Origin of the sequence: Corallococcus praedator (genome assembly GCF_003612125.1) — a bacterium.
In the GTDB taxonomy this organism is placed as follows: domain Bacteria; phylum Myxococcota; class Myxococcia; order Myxococcales; family Myxococcaceae; genus Corallococcus; species Corallococcus praedator.
Window position 1 is genome coordinate 25065 of sequence record NZ_RAWI01000023.1, and the last position, 23885, is coordinate 48949.

Annotated in this window: 20 protein-coding genes and 1 pseudogene; 12 read left to right on the forward strand and 9 right to left on the reverse strand. The window is 68.7% G+C overall.

Translation table 11 applies throughout. From position 1 onward, the window contains the following. The first annotated feature begins 2 nt into the window (after positions 1-2). Both D7Y13_RS05170 and D7Y13_RS05175 read left to right on the forward strand, forming a co-directional pair. Positions 3-1631 carry a DHA2 family efflux MFS transporter permease subunit gene (locus tag D7Y13_RS05170; protein ID WP_120583074.1) on the forward strand — a complete coding sequence of 543 codons (1629 nt, stop codon included), beginning with the start codon at positions 3-5 and terminating at the stop codon, positions 1629-1631. 3 nt (positions 1632-1634) lie between these two features. Continuing rightward, positions 1635-2867: an HlyD family secretion protein gene (locus tag D7Y13_RS05175; RefSeq protein WP_120583075.1), complete on the forward strand. Its 1233-nt coding sequence runs from the start codon at positions 1635-1637 to the stop codon at positions 2865-2867. A gap of 65 nt (positions 2868-2932) precedes the next feature. Here the strand turns inward: D7Y13_RS05175 and D7Y13_RS05180 are convergent, their stop codons facing one another. Continuing rightward, positions 2933-3280 carry a hypothetical protein gene (locus D7Y13_RS05180; protein WP_147444258.1) on the reverse strand — a complete coding sequence of 116 codons (348 nt, stop codon included), beginning with the start codon at positions 3278-3280 and terminating at the stop codon, positions 2933-2935. 415 nt (positions 3281-3695) lie between these two features. Here D7Y13_RS05180 and D7Y13_RS47745 point away from each other — a divergent pair. Together D7Y13_RS47745 and D7Y13_RS47750 are read left to right on the forward strand one after the other, a co-directional pair. Next, positions 3696-3800 (forward strand): annotated as a pseudogene (locus tag D7Y13_RS47745) (thioredoxin domain-containing protein); the annotation flags it as partial. Between the two features lie 79 nt (positions 3801-3879). Then, positions 3880-4257 (forward strand): glutathione S-transferase C-terminal domain-containing protein, encoded by a 378-nt coding sequence (locus D7Y13_RS47750; protein ID WP_233595418.1) that lies wholly within the window; start codon positions 3880-3882, stop codon positions 4255-4257. A gap of 12 nt (positions 4258-4269) precedes the next feature. On the opposite strand, the gene D7Y13_RS05190 is transcribed toward D7Y13_RS47750, so the two are convergent. Beyond that, positions 4270-4827, reverse strand: a complete 558-nt coding sequence (locus tag D7Y13_RS05190; RefSeq protein ID WP_244222321.1) for a hypothetical protein — start codon at positions 4825-4827, stop codon at positions 4270-4272. A gap of 51 nt (positions 4828-4878) precedes the next feature. Here D7Y13_RS05190 and D7Y13_RS05195 point away from each other — a divergent pair, with 51 nt between their 5' ends. The 3 genes from D7Y13_RS05195 (at position 4879) to D7Y13_RS05205 (ending at position 7582) form a co-directional block, all read left to right on the forward strand. Next, positions 4879-5316 (forward strand): type 2 periplasmic-binding domain-containing protein, encoded by a 438-nt coding sequence (locus D7Y13_RS05195; protein ID WP_147444259.1) that lies wholly within the window; start codon positions 4879-4881, stop codon positions 5314-5316. A 242-nt stretch (positions 5317-5558) separates the two neighbouring features. After that, positions 5559-6353, forward strand: a complete 795-nt coding sequence (locus D7Y13_RS05200) for a hypothetical protein (RefSeq protein ID WP_233595420.1) — start codon at positions 5559-5561, stop codon at positions 6351-6353. 413 nt (positions 6354-6766) lie between these two features. Continuing rightward, positions 6767-7582: a hypothetical protein gene (locus tag D7Y13_RS05205; RefSeq protein ID WP_120583077.1), complete on the forward strand. Its 816-nt coding sequence runs from the start codon at positions 6767-6769 to the stop codon at positions 7580-7582. Between the two features lie 23 nt (positions 7583-7605). Here the strand turns inward: D7Y13_RS05205 and D7Y13_RS05210 are convergent, their stop codons facing one another. After that, positions 7606-7848, reverse strand: coding sequence for a hypothetical protein (locus tag D7Y13_RS05210; RefSeq protein WP_199732723.1), 243 nt, complete (start codon positions 7846-7848; stop codon positions 7606-7608). 344 nt (positions 7849-8192) lie between these two features. On the opposite strand from D7Y13_RS05210, the gene D7Y13_RS05215 reads away from it, so the two are divergent. Both D7Y13_RS05215 and D7Y13_RS05220 read left to right on the forward strand, forming a co-directional pair. Further along, the gene (locus tag D7Y13_RS05215) at positions 8193-10007 is read left to right on the forward strand and encodes a hypothetical protein (RefSeq protein ID WP_120583078.1); all 1815 of its coding nucleotides are present in this window, start codon (positions 8193-8195) and stop codon (positions 10005-10007) included. 228 nt (positions 10008-10235) lie between these two features. Beyond that, entirely contained in the window at positions 10236-11060 is an 825-nt protein-coding gene (locus D7Y13_RS05220) for an alpha/beta fold hydrolase (protein WP_120532232.1), read from the forward strand. 254 nt (positions 11061-11314) lie between these two features. On the opposite strand, the gene pcaD is transcribed toward D7Y13_RS05220, so the two are convergent. Beyond that, positions 11315-12121: a 3-oxoadipate enol-lactonase gene (pcaD, locus tag D7Y13_RS05225; RefSeq protein ID WP_120583079.1), complete on the reverse strand. Its 807-nt coding sequence runs from the start codon at positions 12119-12121 to the stop codon at positions 11315-11317. Positions 12122-12221: 100 nt separating this feature from the next. Between pcaD and D7Y13_RS05230 the strand changes: the two genes are divergently transcribed. Continuing rightward, positions 12222-13154, forward strand: a complete 933-nt coding sequence (locus D7Y13_RS05230) for a LysR family transcriptional regulator (protein ID WP_120583080.1) — start codon at positions 12222-12224, stop codon at positions 13152-13154. Between the two features lie 302 nt (positions 13155-13456). Here the strand turns inward: D7Y13_RS05230 and D7Y13_RS05235 are convergent, their stop codons facing one another. Continuing rightward, positions 13457-13945 carry a GNAT family N-acetyltransferase gene (locus D7Y13_RS05235; protein WP_120583081.1) on the reverse strand — a complete coding sequence of 163 codons (489 nt, stop codon included), beginning with the start codon at positions 13943-13945 and terminating at the stop codon, positions 13457-13459. A 5-nt stretch (positions 13946-13950) separates the two neighbouring features. Next, the gene (locus D7Y13_RS05240; RefSeq protein ID WP_120583085.1) at positions 13951-15237 is read right to left on the reverse strand and encodes an MFS transporter; all 1287 of its coding nucleotides are present in this window, start codon (positions 15235-15237) and stop codon (positions 13951-13953) included. 189 nt (positions 15238-15426) lie between these two features. Here D7Y13_RS05240 and D7Y13_RS05245 point away from each other — a divergent pair, with 189 nt between their 5' ends. Both D7Y13_RS05245 and D7Y13_RS05250 read left to right on the forward strand, forming a co-directional pair. Next, a complete protein-coding gene (locus D7Y13_RS05245) occupies positions 15427-17001 on the forward strand; it encodes a carbohydrate-binding module family 20 domain-containing protein (protein ID WP_120583082.1) in 1575 nt (524 codons plus the stop codon). 159 nt (positions 17002-17160) lie between these two features. Continuing rightward, positions 17161-18144: a hypothetical protein gene (locus D7Y13_RS05250; protein ID WP_233595422.1), complete on the forward strand. Its 984-nt coding sequence runs from the start codon at positions 17161-17163 to the stop codon at positions 18142-18144. Between the two features lie 87 nt (positions 18145-18231). Here the strand turns inward: D7Y13_RS05250 and D7Y13_RS05255 are convergent, their stop codons facing one another. From D7Y13_RS05255 to D7Y13_RS05265, 3 genes are all read right to left on the reverse strand, one after another. Next, a complete protein-coding gene (locus D7Y13_RS05255; protein ID WP_120532238.1) occupies positions 18232-21372 on the reverse strand; it encodes an efflux RND transporter permease subunit in 3141 nt (1046 codons plus the stop codon). A gap of 25 nt (positions 21373-21397) precedes the next feature. Beyond that, positions 21398-22606: an efflux RND transporter periplasmic adaptor subunit gene (locus tag D7Y13_RS05260; RefSeq protein ID WP_370451650.1), complete on the reverse strand. Its 1209-nt coding sequence runs from the start codon at positions 22604-22606 to the stop codon at positions 21398-21400. Then, on the reverse strand, positions 22603-23885 hold a 1283-nt coding region (locus D7Y13_RS05265), incomplete at its 5' end, for a TolC family protein (protein ID WP_147452422.1). The genes D7Y13_RS05265 and D7Y13_RS05260, both read right to left, overlap by 4 nt.

Genomic DNA, 23885 nt, shown 5'->3' on the forward strand with positions numbered 1-23885 from the left:
ACATGGCGACTTCCGTCGCATCACCCGGAGCCCTGGCGGCCACACCCAAGGCCCTGCCGAACAAGTGGCTCGTCACGCTGTCGGTGACGTTCGGCACGCTGATGGGCGCCATCGACTCGTCCATCGTCAACGTGGCGCTGCCGCAGATTCGCGGCGCGGTGGGCGCCACCGTGCAGGAGATCACCTGGGCCACCACCGGCTTCGTCATCGCCACGGTGATGGTGATGCCGCTCACGGGCTTCCTGGGCCGCCTGTTCGGTCAGAAGCGCGTGTACCTGGCGTGTCTGGTGCTCTTCGTCGTGGGCTCGTTCCTCTGCGGCTTCGCGTGGAACCTGCCGACCCTGGTGCTCTTCCGCTTCCTCCAAGGGCTGGGCGCGGGCGCGCTGCAACCCACCGAGCAGGCCATCCTGCGCCAGACGTTCCCGCCCAAGGAGCAGGGCACGGCGATGGCCGTCTTCGCCATGGCCGTGATGGTGGGCCCGGCCATCGGCCCGACGCTGGGTGGCTACATCGTCGACAACTTCCACTGGTCGTGGATCTTCTTCATCAACGTGCCGGTGGGCATCCTGGGCTTCTTCATGGTGGCCCGCTTCGTCCAGGAGGACGAACAGCTGCGCGCCACCGCGCGCGTGGAGGCCGAACGCCAGCGCAAGCACATGGACTGGGCCGGCATCACGCTGCTCTGCATGGGGCTCGCGTCGCTCCAGTACTTCCTGGAGGAGGGGCAGGCGGATGACTGGTTCCAGTCCCCCCTCATCATCGCCTGCGCGCTGTTCGCGGCCACGTGCCTCATCGCGTTCGTCATCTGCGAGCTGACGGCGGAGGCGCCCGCGGTGAACCTGCGCCTGTTCAAGGACCCGGTGTTCGCCTCCGGCACGATGCTCAGCGCGCTGGTGTTCGCGGTGCTCATGGCCAGCATGTTCCTCTTGCCGGTGTTCATGCAGGAGCTGCTGGGCTTCACCGCCACCCAGTCCGGGTTCGCGCTGATGCCCCGCACGCTGGTGATGCTGGTGATGATGCCCATTGTCGGGCGGCTGTACGGCAAGGTGCCGGCGCGGGTGCTGGTGGCCGCGGGCATCGTGTTCGCGGGCTTCGGCGCGTTCGAGATGAGCCACTTCTCGCTGGCCACGGGCTCCGGGAACATCATCAGCGCCATTGCCCTCCAGGGCGTGGGCTTCAGCCTGATGTTCGTGCCGCTCAGCGCCACGGCGCTCGCCAACATCCCGCGCGAGCGGATGGCGGACGCCACCGGGCTCAACTCGCTGCTGCGCCAGATTGGCGGCTCCATGGGCCTGGCCATCTTCACCACGCTCCTGTCGCGCTACACGGTGACGGCCAAGGCCTCCATCGCGGCGCACCTGAACCCGGAGCGCTGGGAGGTCGCGGGCCGCATGGCCGCCACCCAGCAGGGGCTCATGCAGCACGGCCTGGATGCCGCCGGCGCGAAGGCGGCCAGCCTCCAGATGATGGTCGGCTCGGTGTCCCGGCAGGCCATGGTGCTCGCCTTCGACAAGCTGTTCGTCCTCGCGGCGCTGATGTTCGTGGTGGTGCTGCCGCTCATCTACTTCCTCAAGGCCGCTCCCAGCGGCGGGGGCTCCCACGAGAAGCCCCACATCGACGTGGAGATCTAAGCCATGGCAACGACAACAACGGCCCCCCAGCTCGTCCCCGAAGCGGCGCCCGCGCCCTCCGCCGAGGCGCAGGCGAAGCGTGGCAAGCGGGGCTTCTTCATCCTGGGCGCCGTGGTGGCCTTCATCCTGCTGTCCCTGGGCGGCTTCAAGCTGCTCACCGCAGGGCAGGAAACCACCGACGACGCGCAGGTGGAGGCGGACGTGGTGCCCCTGTCCGCGCGCGTGTCCGGCCCGGTGGTGAAGGTGGCCCTGGCCGACAACGCCACCGTGCACCAGGGCGACGTCATCCTCCAAATCGATCCGCGCCCCTACGAGGCCCGGGTGAAGCAGGCGGAGGCGGAGCTGGAGTCCGCGCGCGCCCAGGCCGTCGCCGCGGACGCGCAGGCCACCGTGGCCGCCGCCGGGGCGAAGGGGGGGCTGTCCAGCGCGAGGGCGCTCGTCACCACCAGCAACTCCGCGGTCAGCAGCGCCCAGGCGCAGGTGGCCTCCGCCCGCGCGGCGGTGTCCCGGGCCGAAGCGCAGGCCCGCAAGGCGGCGTTGGATCTGGAGCGCGCGAAGAGCCTGCGCGAGCAGAACGTCGTGGCGCAGAGCGCGCTGGATGATGCGCAGACGGGCCACGACACCGCGCAGGCCGCGCTGGAAGGTGCCCGCGCGCAGCTCACCCTGGCGGAGGAGGGCCGGCGCACCGCGGAGAGCAAGGTCGCGGAGGCGCAGGGCCAACTGGATGTGAGCGCTCCCATCGACGAGAAGATCGCCGCCGCCCAGGCCAACGCGGCGCTGGCGCACGCCCGGGTGAAGGGCGCGGAGGCGGCGCTGGATCAGGCCAAGCTCCAACTGGAGGACACGCGCATCGTCGCCCCGGCGGACGGCCAGGTGTCCAAGCTGTCCGTGCACGCGGGACAGCTGCTCACTCCCGGGCAGGCGGTAGCGGAGCTGGTGCCGCTCACCACCTACGTGGTGGCGAACTTCAAGGAGACGCAGGTGGGCCACATGCACGCCGGCCAGCGCGTGGAGGTGGAGCTGGATGCCTTCTCCGGTGAGAAGCTGGAGGGCAGGGTGGAGAGCCTGTCCGGCGGCACCGGTTCACGCTTCTCGCTGCTGCCTCCCGACAACGCGTCCGGCAACTTCGTGAAGGTGGTGCAGCGCGTGCCCGTGCGCATCACCTGGGTGCACCCGCCGGAAGGACTGGCCCTGCGTGCCGGCCTGTCCGCTGACGTCACGGTGCACACGAAGTAGTCAGCACCGGGGCTGCACGAAAGGCGCCGCGCTCCTTCGCAGGAACGCGGCGCTTCTTCATGCCCTCACAGGTCGACGACCCTCTCCACGTCCGCCCACGAGGGCGAAGAGCACCTCTCCGCCCGGGGCCACGAACGTGCCGTATGACCGCACTGGTAGATGCCCTGAGCGTTGTTGGTGACGCGGCCGTAAGACACGCCGGTCTGCCCCGACACGACCAGCTCGTTGTTGTTGAAGAAGGCCGCCCCGAGCAGGCGCTCGTTGTTGAGCGCGGTCCCCACGACATTCGGTGACGCCGCGCCGCCGGGCACTTCGAGAATCCCGGTCTGCTTCAGGTGGATGCCCTGCGAGGACAGGACGACGTTCTCGACCAGTTCATAGATGGCGTAGTCCCGGGTCGGGAGGCCCGTCATGGAGCCATCCGCGTCCTTGTACCAGCGGAGCCAGCCAATGGGCCCGAACGCCACGTCCTGCCGATGGTAGATGGGCTGGAGGTCGTCGAGGTTCGGCGTCGCGTCGTACTCGGATTCCGCGAGGCAGCGCCATGCGGAGATCGCGATTCAGGGCGGCGGATGCGATCGGCTTCAACATGGACGGCCTCGGCTGTGCTGTGATGGACAACCGGTGCGGTGCCATCGCAAGGCCGGATGCAACCGGACTCACGCCGCGCCGACGCGGGGTGTAGGGAACGCCGTCGTCGGATCGTCCTTTGAGCGATCAAGGAGCAGGACATGACCATCACCATCACCGCCTTTGAACGCTCGCCCGATCGCGGCAGGGGACTGGCGCGGGACATGCGGGTGCGCTGGGCGCTGGGCGCTGGAAGAGGTGGGCCAGCCCTACGACGTCCGTCTGCTGTCGTTCGATGCGATGAAGGAGCCCGCGCACAAGGCGCTGCATCCGTTCGGTCAGATCCCGACCTATCAGGAGGGCGATCTCGCCCTGTTCGAGTCCGGCGCGATTGTCTTCCACATCGCGGAGCGCCATGCCGGCCTGCTGCCGGAAGATGCGAATGGCCGCGCGCGCGATCGCGTGGATGTTCGCGGCGCTCAACACGGTCGAGCCGTCGATCTTCGACCGCAGTCTGGTGATGATCCTAGAGCGCGACCAGCCCTGGTACGAGCATCGCCTGCGCGCGCTGGACGACATCATCCGGAAACGGCTGGAGGATCTCTCCGCGCGCCTCGGCGACGCTGACTGGCTCGACGGCGCCTTCAGCGCGGCCGACATTCTCATGGTGACGGTCCTGCGCAGGCTGCAGGGGTCGGGCATTCTCGAGGCGTATCCGAACCTCGCCGCCTATATCGCCCGCGCCGAAGCGCGGCCGGCCTACAAGCGTGCGTTCGCTGCGCAACTGGCGGTGTTCAACGCCGCCCCGCCGACCGGGTGACGGCGCGCGGGCTTACGCCTTGGGCAGACCCGAAAGCAACGGCATCACGTCCACCGCGTCGCACGGGAAGATCGTGAAGTGCGGATGATTTTCGAACAACTTCGCCGCGGCTTCATGCGACGGCGCGCGCACGACGACGAAAACGGTCAGCTCGTTCACGACGTCCGCCACGCCATCCGGCGACGTCCGCTTGGTTTTGCCGAGCGGGCCGCCCTCGTAGACGATGACGTCCCGGTGCTTCTCGTCCCAGGCCCTCAGGGCGGAGAAGCCTTCTTCGTCCTTCGCGCGCCGTTCGTCGTCGGACATCGCATACCAGGCCCGCCAGCGCGGACTCATCTTGTTGCTGAGGAAGACCGCGAGATAGGTGCCGTCCGTGCTCATGCATTCGCCTCTCTTTGCGCTTGTGCGTGAGAGGCTCGCCGGGAACAACAGCGTCAACCGCCTTCCGGGAGCGACCGGGATGGTTTGCTTGACGCGGAAGAGACCGCGCGCCGTGTCGGTGGCGTCGACGTGCAAGCGGATGGTGCCGGGGAAGGGCGTGTCACGCGGCGCCTCGATGGGCGGCGGCATGGGCGCGGGTTGGGGCAGCGGCCAGGACTGGGATGCGGAGGGTGCCTGCGCGTGCGCCACCGTTTGCGAGGCAGCGAATTGGAGGGCGAGGTCCGCCTGGGGTTGCCGCAGGACTTCGCCGAAACCTGGCTGCCCCGGGTGCTCAGCACCTTCGCGCGCGCATCCGGCGGTGCGCATCGAGGTGCGCACCGAGCGCAACGCCCAGCGTGGCGGATCGCGTTCGCGAGCCCGAGCCTCGCGGGCCTGTGGGCGGCGGCCGAGGCGGGGCTTGGCGTGACGCTGCGAACGGCCTTCGGCCTGCCGAAGACGCTGGCCGTGCTGGAGCCCGGCGCCTCGGGCCTGCCCGCGCTCGGGAGCATTCCGGTGCACCTGCTCAGGGCCGAACGGGAGCCGAGCAAGACCGTGGCCCAACTGGCCGGCATCCTGCGTGAAGCGCTCGCGCAGGAGCTGACGACACCCCGACGGGCGCGGCCGCGCGGCGGGGGCTGACGCCCGGCCGCGCCGCTCCTCGGCCTCTGCACACCCGCCACGCACCGCAGTCCCTGCGTAGAGGAGGGACGGGAGCCCTGTTGAGGGAGAGGGCTGGAGCCGAGGAGCCGAAGTAGGCGGCTGACGGGGCCCCCAGGCTGTGCGCCAGGCCGGCGGGGAGGCCGGGCAGGCCATGGAACCGTCAAGGGGCCGCGCGTGTCTCAATGGGTCCATGCCGGAGGTACATCCTGCTGCCCTCCCTCTTGTTGAGCCTGCTCGCTGTGACGCCCGTGCCGGTGGTGGAGATAGAGGTATTCGTGCCGTTGTGCGACAACGCCTTGATTGCGTGCGGGCGCGGCCCCGCGGGCGATCCCCGCTCCCTGGAGGCGAATCTCTACTGGGGCGCGGCCTACGGGGCGGAGCGCTTCCTCTCGCGGGCTTCCGGGTTCCGGGTTCGGAGCCGCCGTGATGGCCCGGCGGACTCCGCGGTGCTGCGCGAGCTCGTCATCGAGCGGGCCGCCGCCCACGGTGAGCGGCCTGTCCGGCTCCTGCTCCATGCCTATGCGGGAGACCGGATTGACAGCGCACTGGAGGACTTCCTGCGCGCCGCCGCGGGTGCGAGCCAGGCCGACCTCGTGGTCTGGGCCGGACATGACCGACTCATGGACCGCTCCCCGCCCGGGATTCAGCCCCTCCCTGGTGAGACGCCCAGGCCCGTTGTTGTCCTGGCCTGCATGAGCGAGCAGTTCTTCGGGCCAGTGCTGGAGCCACTGGGAGCCCGGCCGGTCGTGCTCACCCGAACCCTGATGGCGCCCGAGGCCTACCTTCTCGAAGCGTTGGCCTCCGCCACTGCGCGGCATGGCCTGACGGAGCCAGCAGCCCTGCGCACCGCGCTCGTCGACGCCTATGCCCGCTACCAGCGAATCACTCGCCGTTCGGCCAGTTCGGTCTTCTCCAGGGTGCACCCGGCTCAAGCGCTGCCCCGCGATGCAGCAACGCCCGCGGCGCCGTCCACGGCCCCTCGAAGCGCGCCTGCCCCATCGCCGGCTGGACGGTAGAGACGGCATGCGTAGACGGCGTGCCGTGGCCATGTCCCCTCCGACGGACCTGCATCCCCGGCAATCAGCAGCCGGGCCTGGTCCTTGATGATGAGGTTCCCCTTCACGGAGACGTGCGCGGCCTCGATATACGCTCACGAAACGAACGGCATGGCCTTCAGCAGCTTCGAATGACGATGGGGACCCACGACTTGAAGAATGCATTCCGAGGTGTCGTGCACAGTGGCTGCTTCATCGACGAGCGCAACCTGGCGCTGGTCGTCAGCCACCCGCATCCCGACAATGACCACTGAGGCGGGCCGGGCCCCGTCGAGGAGTGGAACGGGCCCTACGACCCGGAAGCGTTCCAGAGTCTCATCGACTCCGACTTCGACCCCGACGACGTCCGCTTCGAGGTCGACAGGTTCCAGCACGTGGCGGTGTGCACGGAGGGAACCTGGACGTTGGAGGAACTGCCGGGCGCTGGAACCATTGAAGCGCTGTACCGGCAGGGCACCAGCAGTCTGGGCGCGCTGCTCTCGTACGGCGGCTCGGCCTTCCATGCCGCCATTCGCGAGCGCGACGGAGGCCGCTGGGAGGTCCTCGAGTACCAGGGACTGCCGGCGGGGCTCGTCGAGACGCGTGCGTGTTTCAGCGGTGCTGACATCGTGGTCGCCGGGAGTCTGTCGTACGCGCCCGACGCTCCGTCCGAGGTGGGCCTGCTCATGCGCGGCGATGGGGGCATGACCTGGACGCAATCGCTGGGACAGGTCCCAGGGCGGGTGCTCGCGCTGGACAGCTGTCCCGGAGAGGACGGAACGAGAATCCTCTACGCCGGAGGCAGGGGGCTCTGGATGCACGCGGAGGGCCGCTGGCGGGAGGTGCATTCCTACCTGAGCGGCGAAGTGGCCTACCTGCGCTGCTTCCCCTCGGGCGATGTCATCGCGGGCACGACGCGAGGCGACGTCATCGCCGGGAAGGGGGCGGACTGCCGCGTCATCGCGCGGGTGGGCCCCATTCATTCCGCCGAGCGGTGGGCAGACAGCCTTTACGTCGCGGACCCGGACCGGGTCTACCGCCTGGGCACGTCCGGCATCGAGCGTTGCGCCATTGCCCTGGTGGATTCCGTCGGCCAGCTGCCCACCGTGGGCAGGGTGTCCGCGGGAGGCGGCCGCCTCTGGTTGGCGGGGAGCCACGTTCTCGCATCGAGCGTTGACGGCATGGCCTGGACGACGCACCCGGTGCGCTGAGCGCTGGCCCAGGGGAGACCGCTTCAGTCGAGCCCGCTCTTCCCCGCGAACCCGTACGCCTTCACCTGCTGCGCCGCGTCCACCCCGTCCGCGCGGAGCCGTGAGCGCAGCGCCTGGAGGGGCTGCGCCCTTCCCGTCATGACGAGGTGCGCGCCCGGCCGCTGCTCCAGCGCCGCGCGCAGGCGCTCCGCCACCGCGGGCAGGTGTGCCTCATCGGGCGCCCGCTTGATGACGGCGCTCCCGGACAGCTTGAACTCCCGCAGCACCGCCTCGGACCCGTCGCGGGAGGAGACCTCGAACGCCCTGCCTGACGTGTCAGCCGCCCTGCCTGACGTGTCAGCCGCCCTGCGAGAGCTTGAAGCATTCCCCAGAGCGAAGTGAGCGCCAACGGCCCTTTGATGGACTCCAAGTGGCCGAACTCATGGGGTCGAGTTCAAGAAGGAAGGGATGTCTCAGGCGAGGACTCGCGCGGGCCTGGACTGGCATTTCACTTGCAGTGTGCCTGTTCACTTGGGTGCCCATCAGCCTGCGCACCGCGGGCAATGGCCCTGGAATTGATCACTGAAACAGATTCACGCAACAGGCTTTGACAACAGCAAGGAACGTCAAGATGAAGAGCACGCTTCGAATCATCAGCACCTGCGCCTGTGCGCTGGCGCTGGCGACGACACTCGCCTCATGCATGAAAACCATGCCCCCCGGAAACAACAACCCGGATCCAAAATTTCCGGGGGGGGCACTCATCACAGTGACAGATTTGACCACGAGCGCCACTCTACCCGCTGAGCCACCGCCTTACGACGGCAGCATCAGTCGCGAGGAATATGCCCGCTTTGCCTGGCGGCAGTTCATCTATTTGAACTCCCCCGTCCAGCGGATCTATGATCCTTCCCCTCCCGCGGGGATGATTGCGGTGGTTCGGGGCACTATCTCTGCCGATCCGGAATACACCTTTCTCGACTCCGGCTCGCCAGACTTCTACGAGACAGGCACCCGTAAATTTGGTGGACCCTTCCCCCTGGGTCGCAATCACCTGATCTGGGAAACCTTTGCTCACCGCTCCGAGTTGTTCCCCGCGAACGCGCCTCCCAAGGGCGATCTGAAATCCCTGAGCCCTCAGTACAACTTCGCGAATGTCACGGTCGGTAGAGTGTCCGACATGATCCGGTTCAACAACCTCGACGAAAACACTCAGATCAGTCAAAACCAGATCTTTTTCCCGAAAAACGGAAGCACGCCGTCAGCCAATCCATATGACGATCATATGATCTTTTTCGAGGCCAAGGTGAATCAGGCAGAGCATGACTATATCAAGAAGACCTTGGGCAATACATACCCCGAAGAAGCCGACGTCCACAATGCCATTCCACGCATTGAATTTCCTCCCAATGTGGGCAGTCCTGTGCCTGCCGGTGCGCAGAGTGCTGATGAGTCCATCGAAGTCAAGGCGGCCTGGCGGGAGATGACTGATGAGCTGATCAAATCACGCCGCTACCATACAGCCGAGGCCACGTACTACGTCAACGGTGGGAACGGTCCTGAACCGCGGGTGGGCACTTTCGGTCTGGTCGGCCTGCACATCCTGCGCAAGATGAAAAACTACCCCGCCTTTATTTATACCACGTTCGAGCATGTAGATAACTTGCAGAAGCCGGATAAGAGCCCTACCGGCCTGTATGTCGTTACCCTCTACGACACAATGAATTACAAGCCGCCGATCACCAAGCCTGTGCAGGCCATGGTCAATACGGGGGCCGGCCACTTCCAGTCGGTTGCGCTACCCCTGGAAGGCCAGGTGAACGCAGCCAACGGATATCCGATCATTGATGGGTCATTCCAAGTGCGTCCGCCCTTGGCAGGCCCGATCACGGTCGAACCGTCACAGGCCATGACGATCGCCGTCAATAATGTCAATGCCGAAGTCCTTCAAGCCATGGGCAAGGATGATGAGTTCGAGAAAACGGTGTGGCCGTATTATCGCCTCGCGGGAATTCAGATTGTACCCGTGAATGAGAACAGCGTCACCTCCACGGGTGAGCCCGATCCGCTGACCGAGGACTTCTACCTGGCAAACACTGTGATTGAAAGCAGCCGGTCTGGTGTCCAGTTGTTCAAAGGCGCGGTCGCGGATCCTGGCCTTCGCGGCGCAGCGCCGAATCAATTGATCAACGACCGCAGCAAGCCGAATGTCCGGCAAGTGCGGGGATTGGACCCGAGCACCTACGACACCGTGGTGATGGGTGGATGTATGGGTTGCCATGGCAATGCCCAATACCCCAGGGACCCAAACAACAATGATCTCGGTCCGACAATCTTCAACTTCCTGACCAGTGAGGACACCTTGTCGGGCAAGGGCTTTGGGGTCGATGTGCGGCCTGAACGCCTTGGGGAGCCGAGGACAAACACTCACGCGTATATTGAGTAAGAGAGCCCTGGCGTTGCTTGTCAGCCGACCCGCGCGCAAGAGTTCAGGGTGACGATTTGCCCCAGTGCTTTCGCGCGGCGTCCGGGACGTCGAGGAGCGCACGGTTCAGGCCGGGGAGTCCCGCGGGCCCATCGTGGTCGGCGCGGCCGTCGGCGGGCGGGCGCCCCGCGCCGGTCGCGTGCAGATCCGCTCGCCCTTGCTGCGCGCAATCTGGTAGCTGGCTGGCTCATGACCGAGACAAAGTTCACGCGCTCCGGCGTCCGCCTTCGTCGGCATTCCGAACGGCCGGGCGGCTTGAACTGGCTGCTGCTCCCCGGCGGTCCGGGGATCGGGTCGGAAAGCCTGGAGGAACTCGCCGCCGCGCTCGAGGTTCCGGGCGCGATCTGGCTGGTCGACCTGCCGGGGGACGGCTCCAACCGCTCGCCGCCCGGCGCGCCGGCCGACGTCTTCGATGTCTGGCCCACGGTGGTCGTCGAGGCGGCGCAGGCGGTCCCCGATCCCGTCTTCGTCGGCCATTCGACCGGCGGAATGTACCTTCTCGCCACGCCGGAGCTCGCGCCGCACCTGAAAGGGCTGGCGCTGCTCGATACGGCGCCGGATGCCAGCTGGCATCCGCGCTACGTCGAGATGGCCCTCGCCTCGCCGCTGCCGGAGGTCGAGGCTGCCATGGCCGTGTACGAGGCCGACCGGTGCGACGCCAACATCACGGCCATCACCGTGGCGTCCGCGCCCTGGAACTTCACGCCTGCCGGCCTGCAGGCCGGCCGCGAGCTCCTCGCGCGCATGCCCTACAACAGCGCCGCCGTCGATTGGTCGGACGCCCACTTCGACCACGTCTATGCTGCCCGTTGGTGGCCGGCGGACATCCCAATCCTGCGTCTTGCGGGGGCGCAAGACCGCATTGTCTGGCAGGGCGGCTGGGACGCGCCGCGGTATTGCACGCCGAACGTCATCGAGCGCGCCATCCCGGGCGCCGGCCACTTCCCCTGGATCGAGAACCCGGACGCGGTGCGCGCGGCCTTCGCCGACTTCAGCCGCCGGCTCGTCGGCTAAGGCCAGGCGTCTCGGCGCGCTCGTCTCGTCGGGCCTCGGGCCTCGTCCGGACGCTCGTGCAGCCGTGCTCGACGCGCGCCTCGAACTCGAATGGCACGTCAAGGCTCTCCATGCCCGCAGGCTCGAAGGGGCATGACGGGCGCGTCGATGACCGCCACCTCGGCCAGTCCTGCGCGGGCATGAGTGGCGCGCCCAGCACGGCGCCCGAGCTTGTCGAGATGTCCCGAGGGCCGCTGAAGCTGTGCCCCGTGTCGTCAGACGTGTGGGTCGAGGAAGCCCACCACGGCCTTCAGGAACTCCGCCGGCCGTTCGACGTTCGACAGGTGTACAGCGGGCAGGACCTCAAGCCGCGCGCCGGGAATGGCGGAGGCAATCTCTTCGCCATGGCGGGCGGAGGTGACGGTGTCGTGCTCGCCTGCGATGACCAGCGTCGGGTTGCGAATCAGCGTGAGGGTGCGGCGCAGGTCCGCGTCGCGCACCGCGGCCCAGCTTCCGGCCACGCCCTCGCGCCGCGTGGCGAGCAGCGTGCGGCGGAACGGCTCGACGACCTTGTCGTTCGCCTCAAGCATGGCGGCCGGGAACCAGTTGCGCAGGAACATCTCCGCTGTGGCCCGCATGTCGGGGGCCGCCAGAAGCTCCGCGATCGCGCGGTCCCATTGCTGCGCCGGGCCGAGGTATGCGGCGGTGTTGGCCAGCACCAGGCGGTCGACGCGCTCCGGCGCATGAATCCCCAGCCACTGCGCGACGAATCCGCCGAGGGACAGGCCCAGCACGTGCACCCGCTGTAGGCCCGACGCGTCCAGCAGCTCCACCACGTCGCGCCCCAGCCGGTCCAGCGAGTACGGACCGGTGGGGACGCCGGAGGCGCCGTGGCCGCGCGCGTCGTAGCGCAGCAGCCGGAAGTGCTCGGTGAGCGCCGGCACCTGGGCGTCCCACATGCGGAGGTTGGTACCGATGGAGTTCGAGAGCAACAGCACCGGCTTCTGTAGCGCGCCGTCGAAGCGGTAGGCGATGCGCACGCCATCGCCGGTGGTGATGAAGGAGGGGGGCTGGGATTCCATATTGGCTCCAGGAAGGTGATGAGAACGGTCTCATCCATAGGAGCCGGGCGGCCGGAGAGACATTACAAAGTTTGAGATGAGCGTGTAGCTTTCTCCGACAATGACTGGCTTCACACTTCATGAGTTGCAGTGCTTCGACGCCGTCGTGAGCGGCGGAAGCTTCCAGGCCGCGGCGGAGCGGATGCACCGATCGCATCCGTCGGTGTTCGCGGCAGTGGCCAAGCTGGAACAGCAGCTGGGCCTGAGCCTGTTGGACCGTTCGGGCTATCGCGTGCGCCTCACCGAGGCCGGGCGGGCCTTCCATCGCAAGGCCCGCACGTTGCTGCGCGAGGCCGAAGAGCTGAGCACGCACGCCCAGCAGCTCGCGATGGGCGAGGAGGCAGAGCTGCGCGTGGTGCTCGGGGACCTGTGCCCGCTGCCGCCGGTGCTGGCGCTGCTCAGCCGCTTCTTCGCGCAATGTCCGCAGACGCGGCTGCATCTGCAGTTCGAGGCGGTGAGCGGCCCATGGGAGCGGCTGCTGGAGGACGAGGCCGACCTCATCGTGCACCGTGTACCCAAGAGCGACGTACGGATGGAGTGGATGGATTTGGGCCGAGTCGCGCTCGTGCCGGTGGTGGCGCCGGGTTTCCTTCCCTTCCAGCCGAAGACCGCCATCACGCCGCGGCAGATGCAAGCCTTCACCCAGTGCGTGCTCCGGGACTCGGCGCGGCATCCTCCCGAACAGGGCCACTTCCTGGTCGAAGGCGCGCCTCGGTGTTCCGCGCCAGACCACCTCATGAAGAAGGAATTGGTCCTGCACGGCATGGCGTGGGGGCATCTGCCGCGGTTCATGATCGAGGCCGAGTTGCGGGACGGACGCCTGCGGTCCATTGCCGGACGGCACTTTCCCGGCGTCATCGAGGAACTCGTGGCAGCGCGCCGGCGTGACCGGCCGCACGGGCCGGTCGCCAGCCGGCTGTGGGGCTTTCTGGCTGGCCATGCACCGGTGCTGCGGCCCGTGCTAGGACGCGTGCCCCGGGCGAAGGGAGGCTGACGGGCGCGCCGTCGAGGCCGGGGGCGCCGACGCTACCGGTGCACGAAAGCTTTACGCACGGGAGCGCGGCGCCGGCCCGCCATCACCTCCCGTCACGCACTGAGACCGGCCCGCTATCGGACGCGGATGCGCCCGTCATCCCGCGCGCGCAGGACGGCGTCATGCCCCGCGCTCCCGCCGGAAGGACTGGCCCTGCGCGCCGGCCTGTTCGCTGGCGTCACGGTGCACACGAAGGAGTCAGGACCGAAGCCGCACGAAAGGCGCCGCGCTCCTTCTCGGGAACGCGGCGCTTCTTCATGCCCTCACAGGTCGACGACCATCTCCACGTCCGCGCGCGAGTAGCCCGTCGCGGCCGCCAGCTCCGGGCCGCTGCGCGTGGTGACGAAGCCGTGCTTGCGGTACAGGCCCAGCGCGGGTGCGAGCGCGCTGTTCGTCACCAGGTACATCCGCCGAGCGCCGCGCTCGCGGGCCGTGGTCAGCGCGGCCCGCATCAACGCGTCCCCCAGGTCCCGGCCCCTCGCTTCCGGGGACACCGCCATCTTGCACAGCTCGTACGTGTCGCCGTCCGCCTTGCGCAGCGCGCACGTGCCCAGCACCCGGCCGTCCACGAGCGCGAAGAACACCTCACCGCCCGGGGCCACGAAGGTCCCGTGCGGATCCGTGAGCGAGGCCAGGTCCGAGCCCTCGATGTGGAAGTCCTTTTCAATCCACTGGCGGTTGAGCCGTTCGAAGTCCGAGCGGAAGGCTTCCCGCCAGGTGACGACCTCGACGGTGGGCAGGGCAGGGGACATGGGACTCACGCGGTGGCGGCGGGGGCCGCGGGCTTCTTGCGCAGGAAGAGCGCGAAGATGATCACCACGATGCTGATGCCGCCGAAGGTGATGAGGCCGTCCGCCGCGATGCTCGCGCGCGTGCCGATGCCCCGGAACGCCGACGCGTGCCCGTCCAGCGCGGTGGTGTAGCTGATGGCGAAGTTGGAGGCCGCGACGAACAGCGAATACTTCGTCGTCACCGCCGCGCCCTCGCTCACCATCTCCAGCACCATGCCCGCGAAGGCCGCGAAGCCCGCGCCGTTGGCGAAGCTGTATGCGAGCGTGCCCCAGATGTACGTCGTGGTCGTCATCGGCGCCGCCGCCATCGCGAAGGCGCACAGGCCGGTGGCAGCGCCCGCCAGCGCGTACGCGAGCTTGCGGTTCATCCGGTCCGACAGCCAGCCGCCCACGAGCGACCCCGCGGCGCCCATGACGCCCATGCCCAGGCCGTTCACCAACTCCACCGTGTGCTCCGGCACCTGGTAGTCGTGGGCCATCGCGCTGAACAGGTTGGAGAGCGCGCCGCAGGCCACCGGCGCCAGGCACAGCACCAGCAGGATGATGCCCTCGCGGCTGAAGGCCGTCTTCGCCAGGTCCACCACGATGCCCTTCACCCGCTCCCACGCGGCCTTGAGCAGCGGCCCGGTGGGCACCGTGGACGGGTCATGCCGTTCGGTGATCCAGAAGATGCCCGCGCCGCTCGCCAGCACCAGCGTGGCCAGCACGGTGCCCGCCACCTGCCGGGAGAACCGGCTCGCGAGGAAGATGGCCAGCGCGCCCAGCAGCGCCGTGGCGCCCACGTTGCCCGCCATCTGCCAGCCCGCCGTGCGCCCCTTGTCCTCCAGCTTCGACGTCGTGGCCATCAGCCCGTTGAGCGCCGCGTGCGCCGTCGTCGACGCCGCCTGCAACGCCGTCAGCAGCAACGTGAAGACGCCCAACTGGTGAGCGGGATCCGGCAGCAGCGCGCACGCCAGGATGAGCAGCGCCGTGAGCAGCGTGCTCACGCCGTACCAGACCCGACGCCAGGGCCCCAGGTCGATGAGCGGCACCCACAACAGCTTCCACGCGTGCGGGGAGAAGGCCGTGCCCGACAGCACGCCAATCTGCGCCAGCGGCATCCCGTCCTTCGCCAGCCAGTACGGCACCGCCGTCTGAAGGAAGCCCACGGCCGCGCCGAACTGGACCTCCAGCAGGCCGAACAGGGGAGGCCACGACCAACGCTCTTCGGCGACCGGTGCGGTGGCCGGAAGGGCCGTCTCGGGTTCAATCAAGGGCAACGCTCGGGGGTGGGAACGGCGGAGGGTGGGATTCTAGACAGCTCCGCCGTTCAGCAAAGCGCGACGCACCGCGGCGTCGCCCGTGCGCACCGTGTGGGAGGGTGGCCCTGACGGGCGGTCCTGGTTTGCAGGGAAAGGCAGGACTAGCTTGCCGCCGCTTCCTCCCCCAACCCCGAGCTCAAGATGACGCTGAAGACCCGCCTGCTGGCCGCTTCCGTGGCCAGCCTGTTCGCCGCCGCGCCCGCCGCGGCCAAGCCGCTGGATGGCGCCAGCACGGACGTGATGATCCAGGGCTTCCACTGGAACTCCGCCAGCGCCGGCGGCTGGTGGAACACGGTGAAGAACAACGCGGCCACGCTGAAGTCCGCGGGCTTCACCATGGTGTGGCTGCCGCCGCCCTCCGACGCGGCCGCCATCCAGGGCTACCTGCCCCGGCAGCTCAACGTGCTCAACTCCAGCTACGGCACGGAGGCGGAGCTCACCGCCGCGCTGGCCGCGCTCAATGCGCAGGGCGTGAAGCCCATCGCGGACATCGTGGTGAACCACCGCGTGGGCACCGCCAACTGGGCGGACTTCACCAACCCCACCTGGGGCGGCTGCAACACAGTGGCCAAGGGCGACGAGTGGGCCACGGCCTGCGGCAACCCGGACAGCGGTGAAGGCTACGCGGCCGCCCGCGACCTGGACCACTCGCAGGCCATCGTGCGCTCGGACCTGAAGACGTGGATGAACAGCCGCCTGAAGGGCGTGGGCTTCGCCGGCTGGCGCTTCGACTTCGTGAAGGGCTTCGCCGGCTCCTACGTGAAGGAGTACGTGACGGACACCTCGCCGTGGTTCTGCGTCGGTGAGCACTGGCCCACGAACTACTTCGACGCGAACAACCCCGACAATTGGAAGAGCCAGATCATCGGCTGGGTGGACCAGACCACGGGCACCTGCGCCGCCTTCGACTTCGCGACGAAGGGCCTGCTCAACGACGTTCTCACCAACAACAACTACGCGCGCCTCAAGGCCAGCGACGGCAAGCCCGCGGGCACCATCGGCTGGTGGCCCTCCCGCTCCGTCACGTTCGTGGACAACCACGACACGGGCCCCAGCGAGGCGTGCGGCAACGGGCAGAACCACTGGCCGGTGCCGTGCACCAAGGTGATGCAGGGCTACGCCTACATCCTGACCCACCCGGGCATCCCCACCGTCTACTGGCCGCACTACTTCAACTGGGGCCTGGGCACCTCCATCAAGGACCTCATCACCATTCGCAAGAACGCGGGCCTCACGTCGGAGTCCCCCGTCACCATCCTGCGCGCGGAAGCGGGCCTCTACGCGGCCACCATCGCCGGCAAGGTGGCGGTGAAGATTGGCGCCACCGCCTGGAGCCCCGGCACCGGCTGGACGCTGGCCGCCTCCGGCACGGACTACTCCGTGTGGACCACCGGCACCACCCCGCCCCCCACCGGCACCACCGCCAACGTGGAGTTCGTGTGCAACAACGGCACGACCGTGATGGGCCAGAACGTCTACGTCACGGGCAGCATCACGGAGCTGTCCAACTGGAGCGGCACGGCCACCAACAAGCTCCTCAGCCCCACCGCGTACCCCACGTGGCGCGCCACCTACGCCATGCCCGCCAACACCTCCATCCAGTGGAAGTGCGTGAAGCGTGACGGCGCCGGCAACCTCGTGTGGCAGGGCGGTGGCAACAACACCGTCAACACGCCCGCCGCGGGCGGCAGCATCACCGCCACCGCCAGCTTCTAAGACGCCGAGACAGGCGCCCCTGTCGCCTCGCTTGCCGGGGGCGCCTGTGTTTCACCTGTTGCTTGAGTTCCCGTCTTCAAGCTGTCACAGGGGCCGCTTCACTCCCCGGGCGGGCCCCTCCCGCCCCCTTGAACGAAGGCGGAAGCGATGAAGCGTGGAATGGCAGTGCGCAGCGCGATGCTGTGGATGTCCGCGGCGGGCCTCCTGGGCGCCTGTGGTGGCCCGCCGGAGCAGACCCCGGCCCCCGAGGCCGGCGACACGGTGACGACGGCGACGCAGTCGCTGGTGCCGGCTCCGCCCGCGCCGTTCGACAGCTACCTCTACATCGCGGGCAACCTCTCCGTGGGCGGCGCGGTGACAGGGAACACCGGCACGACGGCGAACTACGAGGGCTACAAGCTCACCGTCGCGGCGCACACGCAGGTGGCGCTGGAGGTCACGCACCTGGGCACGGGCATGGGGGTGGACACCGGCCTGTACGTGTACGGCCCGAAGACGCAGTACGGTTACGGCTTCATGCCGCGCTACGGGGACGACGACTCCGGCTACGGCGAGCTGAGCAAGCTTCCGCTCGCGACCCTCAACCAGCCGGGCGAGTACCTGGTGGTGGTGGGCTGGAGCAACGGCCTGGCCAAGAACTACCGTCTCCAGGCCTCCTGCGTGGGCGGCGCGTGCGTGCCGAACCCCGCCCCGGCGCCGGCCAATGCCCCGGTGACGCTGGTGGCGTTCCCCCTCGACGGGGAGCTCAATGCGGTGCTCGGCGGGGGCAATGCGTACCGCGAGGACATGTACTCCTTCCTGGACCGGTATGACTTCGCGTGGCCGTACTCGACTCCCGCGTCGCTGGACGCCGCCGCCGCTGTGGTGCTCGCGCGCAGCGAGTACCGGGGCTACCGCAACGACCCGACCCCGGACACGTACACCTATCCGGCGTTCCTGTCGCAGATGTACCTCCAGTTCCAGCCGCTGCACCAGGCCATCCTCGACCACTACGGCGAGGACGCCGCGAACGCGCAGGTGAAGAGCTACTTCCGCGAGTTCAGCACCGGCCCCAACGGCGACAACTGGCGCACGCTCAACATCATCCTCCTGCCCGGCTCCCGCCACGTCCTCGTGTACGAGCAGACCGCCCACGAAATCTGAAGGCGCGCCCCAGCACGCTGAAGACGAAACCGCCCTCCTCTCCACGTCGGGAGGGGAGGGCGGTTTGCTGTTTCAAGCGCTGTCAGCTCAGGGCGCGTGGGCCGCCGGCAGGGCTTCCACTTCGCTGGACCGCTTCGCGTCGCCCCGCAGCTTCTGCATCAGCACGTAGAGGCCGGGGATGAAGATGAGGTTGACGATGGTGGACACCAGCATGCCGCCGAACACCGCGGTGCCCAGCGAGTTGCGCGCCGCCGCGCCCGCGCCCGACGCCGTCATCAGCGGCACGACGCCCAGGAGGAACGCGATGGACGTCATCAGGATGGGCCGCAGCCGCACCTCCGCCGCCGTCACCACCGCCTCCAGGGAGCTCTTGCCCTGCTCGCGCAGCTGCTCCGCGAACTCCACGATGAGGATGGCGTTCTTGGAGGACAGGCCCACCAGCATCACCAGGCCCACCTGACAGAACACGTCGTTGGCGAAGCCGCGCGCCACCTGCAACCCCAGCGCGCCCATGATGGCCAGGGGCACCGACAGGATGATGACGAACGGGAGGCTGAAGCTCTCGTACTGCGCCGCCAGCACCAGGAACACGAAGAGGATGCCCAGGCCGAAGATGATCATCGTCTGCCCGCCGGACTCCTTCTGCTCCAGGCTGATGCCCGTCCACTCGGAGGCCATGCCCTGCGGCAGCACCTGGTTGGCCACGCTCTCCATGGCCTCCAGCGCCTGACCGGACGACACGCCGGGCGCGCCCTGGCCGTTGATCTCCACGGAGCGGAACAGGTTGTAGTGCTTGATGACCTGCGCGGAGACGATGGGCGTCACCTTCACCAGCGACTCCAGCGGAATCATGTCCCCGGTTTCGGTGCGCGCGTAGAACGAGCCGATGTCCGACGGGCTGTCGCGGAACTGCTGCTCGGCCTGGACATAGACGCGATACGTGCGGCTCGCGTAGTTGAAGTCGTTGACGTACTGGCTGCCCATGTAGAGCTGCATCACGCCGAAGATCTGCTCAATGGGCACGCCCAGCGCCTTGGCCTTCTGGCGGTCCACCTCCACGTCGAGGATGGGCGTGTTGGCGTTGAACGGGGTGAAGACGCCTCTCAGGCGGCCCTCCTCGTTGCCCTTCTGCACCATCTCCTGCGTCGCGTTGGCCAGCTCCTCCAGCGAGTGGCTGCCGGCGACGTCCTCCACGATGAACTGGAAGCCGCCCACGCTGCCCACGCCTCGGATGGCCGGGGGCTGGAAGGGGATGACGCGCGCGCTGCCAATCTTGCCCAGCGGGCCGCGCAGCCGCTCCACCAGCGCGGCCACCGATTGGTCCTTGCCCTTGCGCTCCTCCCAGGGCTTCAGCGCCGTGAAGACCGTGGCGTAGTTGGACCCGTTGCCGTTGGGGGAGAAGCCACCGATGGCGAACATCACGTTCACCTCCGGCTGGGCCTTGAGGACGGCCTCCGTCTCCTGGAGCACCTTCTCCGTCTGCGCAAGCGACATGCCCTCCGGGCCCTGCACGGAGATGATGACGTAGCCCTGGTCCTCGTCCGGGATGAAGCCCGTGGGCGCCGCGCGGAAGAGCATCACCGTGGCGCCGATGCAGGCGAGGAACGCCACCAGCACCAGCAGCGGGTAGCCCAGCAGCTTGCGCAGCCCCTTGCCGTAGGTGTCGCGCGTCCAGTCCAGCACCTGGTCCACCTTGCGGAAGAAGACCCACTTCTCCCCGTGGTGGTGCTTGAGCAGCCGCGCGGACAGCGCGGGCGTCAGCGTCAGCGCGCAGAAGGTGGACAGGGCCACCGACGCGGCGATGGTGAGCGCGAACTGGCGGTAGATGGAGCCCGTGGTGCCCGGGAAGAGGGCCACCGGGATGAACACCGCCACCAGCACCACGGAGATGGCCACCACCGCGCCGGCCACCTCCTTCATTCCCTCGCGCGCCGCCTGCATCGGCGACAGGCCCTTCTCCGCCATCAACCGTTCGATGTTCTCGATGACCACGATGGCGTCGTCCACGACGAGGCCCGTGGCCAGGGTGAGTCCGAACAGCGTCAGCGTGTTGATGGAGAAGCCCATCAGGTAGACGAACGCGAACGTGCCGACCAGCGAGACGGGCAGGGTGAGCGCCGTGATCAGCACGCTCCTCCACCCATGCAGGAACAGGAAGATGACCAGGATGACGAGCGCGATGGCCTCGATGAGCGTGTGCACCACCTCGTTGACGGAGGCGCGCACGGCCAGCGTGGTGTCCGTGCCGGTGCGGTACTCCAGGCCCGGCGGGAACGCCTGCGACAGCCGATCCAACTCCTTGATGACGCCGTCGCGCACGTCCAGCGCGTTGGCGGTGGGCAACTGGAAGATGGCCATGCCCACGCCGGTGCGGCCGTTGAAGCGCAGGAGCGTGGCGTAGTTCTCCGCGCCCAATTCCACGCGGCCCACGTCCTTCACGGTGACGGCGCGGCCGTCCGTGTTGCGCATGAGGACGATGTCGCCGAACTCCTCCGGCTCAATCAGGCGGCCCCGGGCGCGCACGGCGATCTGATACGGCTGCTCGTCGCTGGAGGGCGGCTGGCCCACCTGGCCCGCGGCCACCTGGAGGTTCTGCTCCTGGAGGGCTCTGACCACGTCCTGGGGCGTGAGCTGGCGGCGGGCCAGCTCCGTGGGGTCCAACCACAGGCGCATGGAGAACTTGCGCTCGCCGAAGATGCGCACCTCGCCCACGCCGCGCACGCGTTTGATGGCATCCTTGAGGTTCACGTCCGCGTAGTTGGACAGGAACTTCGCGTCATAGCGGTTGTCCGGGCTGGACAGGCCCACCGTCAGCAGCATCTGGCTGGAGGCCTTGTTCACCACGATGCCCGTCTGGTTCACCTGCGCGGGCAGACGCGCGGCGGCGCGGCTGACGCGGTTCTGCACGTCCACGGCCGCGACCTCGATGTTGCGCGTGGGCGCGAAGGTGACGGTGATGGTGCTGGTGCCGTCGTTGCTGCTGGTGGAGGTGATGTAGCGCATGTCCTCCACGCCGTTGAGCTCCTGCTCCAACGGGATGGTGACGGCGGCCTCCACCACCTCGGCGCTCGCGCCGACGTAGGTGCTGGTGACCGTCACCTGCGGCGGCGCCAGGTCCGGGTACTGCGCGATGGGAAGCGTGGGGATGGCGATGAGCCCCACCAGCGTCAGGATGATGGAGCAGACGATGGCGAAGACGGGCCTGCGGATGAAGAAGTCGACGAACACGGGGTGACGCCCTCTCTCGAAACGCCTAGCGGCTGCCGCCGGTGGTGCCGCCCGCCGCGGGCCGGGGCGCCATGGCACGGGTGGGGACTTCGTCCGCGCGCGCCGTGCCCGGCGCCTGCGCGGGGTCGTTGGGAGCGCTGACCTGCTTGGGAATCACGGCCATGCCGTCCTTCAGCATGTGCAGCGAGGACACCGCGACGAGGTCGCCCTGCTTCAGGCCGCCCTCCACCACGTAGGACATGTCGCCCAGCGTGCCCAGCGACACCGGGCGGCGCTCCACCAGCGTCTTGCCGTCCTTCTTCTCCACCACCATCGCGAAGGGCTGCCCGCTCTGGCGCACCACCGCGAGCGCCGGAATCTGGAGCGCGTCGCGCGTGGAGTACACCAGCCGCGCGCGCAGCAGCTCGCTGGGGCGCAGGCCCACGGTGTTGCGGAAGGCGGCCTTCACCTCCACCAGCTGCGTGCGCGGGTCCGTCTGCGGCGCCACGTAGAAGACGGTGCTGGAGAGGATGAGCTTGCCCTGCTGATCCAACAGCTCCAGCACGGTGTCCGGCTTGAGCGAACGGGCGCGGAAGGCCGGCACCGACACGCTGACCTCCAGCGCGTCCGCCTGGGCCACCGTGGTGAGCGTCGTGGTCGCGCCCACGAAGTCACCCACGCGCACCAGCACGTCCCCCATGGTGCCCGCGAACGGCGCGCGAACGACATGGAACTGCAGCTGCACCTGACGCTGGGCCACCGTCGCGCCGGCCGCGCGCTGGGCGGCCTCCGCGGCCTTCACGGCCGCCTGGGCGCGCTCCAGCTCCTGCACGCTCGCGAGGCCTTCCTTGTTCAAGGACTCGGTGCGCGCCAGGGTGCGGCGCGCCAGCTCCAGGTCCACCGCGGAGGAGCTCTGCTGGGCCTGGGCGCTGTCCAGCGCCGCGGTCTCCTGGCGCGCGTCCACCTCCACCAGCGGCGTGCCCGCCTCCACCTTCTGGCCGGGCTTCACGTGGATCTTCCTCACGTAGCCGGCCACCTGCGGCAGCACGGTGACGCTCTGCCGCGACAGGAGCGAACCCAGGTACTCCCCGGTGTCGCGCACCTCGTGCGGCGCCAGCGCCACGACCTGCACCTCGCGCGGCGGGGGGGCGGTCTTCACTTCCGTCTTGCCCGAGCACCCGGCCGCGCCGGCCACCAGGGCCGCGCCAAACAGCGTCTTCGTCAACAGCGCCTTCAGGGGGCGCACCCTCGTCACCAGTCGCACCGGGCCTCCGTGAGGAACGCATCCAGGCGGGCCTGGACGAGCTCGAATTCCCTCAAAACCAAAGCGAGCTGGGCCTGGCGGAGGGCGGCTCCGCTCTGCACCAGCTCCAAACTGCCACCGCGTCCCACCTCAAAGGCCCGCCGGGTGAGCCGGTCGGTCCGGTCCGCCAGGTCGAGGGACTCGGCCGCCGTCTTCAACAGCGCCTCGGACACTTCCACTCCACGCCGGGCGCGAGAAACCTCCACGCCCACGCTGCGGCGCGCGGCCTCCAACTGCTGCGCGGCCTGCTCCTCCACGCCCGCGCGCTCCCGGACGAGGCCGCCGCGAAGGCCGCCTTCCCAGAGGGGGACGGACAGCACCGCGGACACATTCCACAGGGCGAAGCGGCCGAAGCCGGGATCGGTGGTGAGGCCCAAGAGCGTGCTGCTCACCCCCACCGTGGGCAGATAGCCCGCGGAAGCCTGCCGCCGGCTGTCCCGGGCCGCGTCCACGTTGGACTTCGCGGCCTGCAGGTCGGCCCGGGCGCCCAGGTCCTGAAGGGGAGAGCAGTCCCGGCGCGTCTGCTCCACCAGCCCGGACAGGTTGAAGTCCGGGTTGACGCCCACGCCGTGGTCCGTGCCCAGCGACAGGCCCAGCGACTCGCGCGTGCGGCGCAGCTGTTCATCACCGGCCACCAGCGACTGCCGCGCCAGCGCCACGTCCTGGCCCACCCGCACCACGTCCAGCTGCGTGCCCGCGCCCAGCTCGAAGGAGCGCTGGGTGAGGGCCTGACGCTCCAGCGCCTGACGCAGGCCCACCCGGTTGATCTCCGCGGCGCGCTCGGCGGCCACCGTGGCCACCAGCACCTGCGCCAGCCCCTGGGTGAGCCGGCGCTGCGTGTCCTTCAGGCTGGCCACCGACGACAGCTCCGATGCCTGCGCTGACGACAGGCCCCGCCATGCGCCTACATCCACCACGGACTGGGTGAGCGACACGGACAGCGTGCCCAGGGGCGCGCTGGGGACCTTGGTGCCAGCGCCTCCCGTCGTACCTCCACCCACCACACCGCCGCCGGGGGCGGAGGGGCTGTCCGGATGGAGCACATCGAACCCCACGCCCGCGGAGGCCCGCGCGTTGGGCAGCAGCAGCGACAGCGACTGGCGCCACCGGCCCTGGGCGCGCTCCACGCCCGCCTCGGCGTTGCGCAGGTCCGTGGAGCGCTGGCGCACCAGCGTGAGGGCTTCGTCCCACGTCTTCACCTGCTCGGGCGCGGGCGGGACGGGGGTGAGCA

Coding starts and splice junctions, on each gene's coding strand:
- D7Y13_RS05170 (WP_120583074.1), top strand. CDS start 3: ATGGCGACTTCCGTCGCATCACCCGGAGCCCTGGCGGCCACACCCAAG.
- D7Y13_RS05175 (WP_120583075.1), top strand. CDS start 1,635: ATGGCAACGACAACAACGGCCCCCCAGCTCGTCCCCGAAGCGGCGCCC.
- D7Y13_RS05180 (WP_147444258.1), bottom strand. CDS start 3,280: ATGACGGGCCTCCCGACCCGGGACTACGCCATCTATGAACTGGTCGAG.
- D7Y13_RS47750 (WP_233595418.1), top strand. CDS start 3,880: ATGGCCGCGCGCGCGATCGCGTGGATGTTCGCGGCGCTCAACACGGTC.
- D7Y13_RS05190 (WP_244222321.1), bottom strand. CDS start 4,827: ATGCCGCCGCCCATCGAGGCGCCGCGTGACACGCCCTTCCCCGGCACC.
- D7Y13_RS05215 (WP_120583078.1), top strand. CDS start 8,193: ATGAAGAGCACGCTTCGAATCATCAGCACCTGCGCCTGTGCGCTGGCG.
- D7Y13_RS05220 (WP_120532232.1), top strand. CDS start 10,236: ATGACCGAGACAAAGTTCACGCGCTCCGGCGTCCGCCTTCGTCGGCAT.
- pcaD (WP_120583079.1), bottom strand. CDS start 12,121: ATGGAATCCCAGCCCCCCTCCTTCATCACCACCGGCGATGGCGTGCGC.
- D7Y13_RS05230 (WP_120583080.1), top strand. CDS start 12,222: ATGACTGGCTTCACACTTCATGAGTTGCAGTGCTTCGACGCCGTCGTG.
- D7Y13_RS05235 (WP_120583081.1), bottom strand. CDS start 13,945: ATGTCCCCTGCCCTGCCCACCGTCGAGGTCGTCACCTGGCGGGAAGCC.
- D7Y13_RS05245 (WP_120583082.1), top strand. CDS start 15,427: ATGACGCTGAAGACCCGCCTGCTGGCCGCTTCCGTGGCCAGCCTGTTC.
- D7Y13_RS05250 (WP_233595422.1), top strand. CDS start 17,161: ATGGCAGTGCGCAGCGCGATGCTGTGGATGTCCGCGGCGGGCCTCCTG.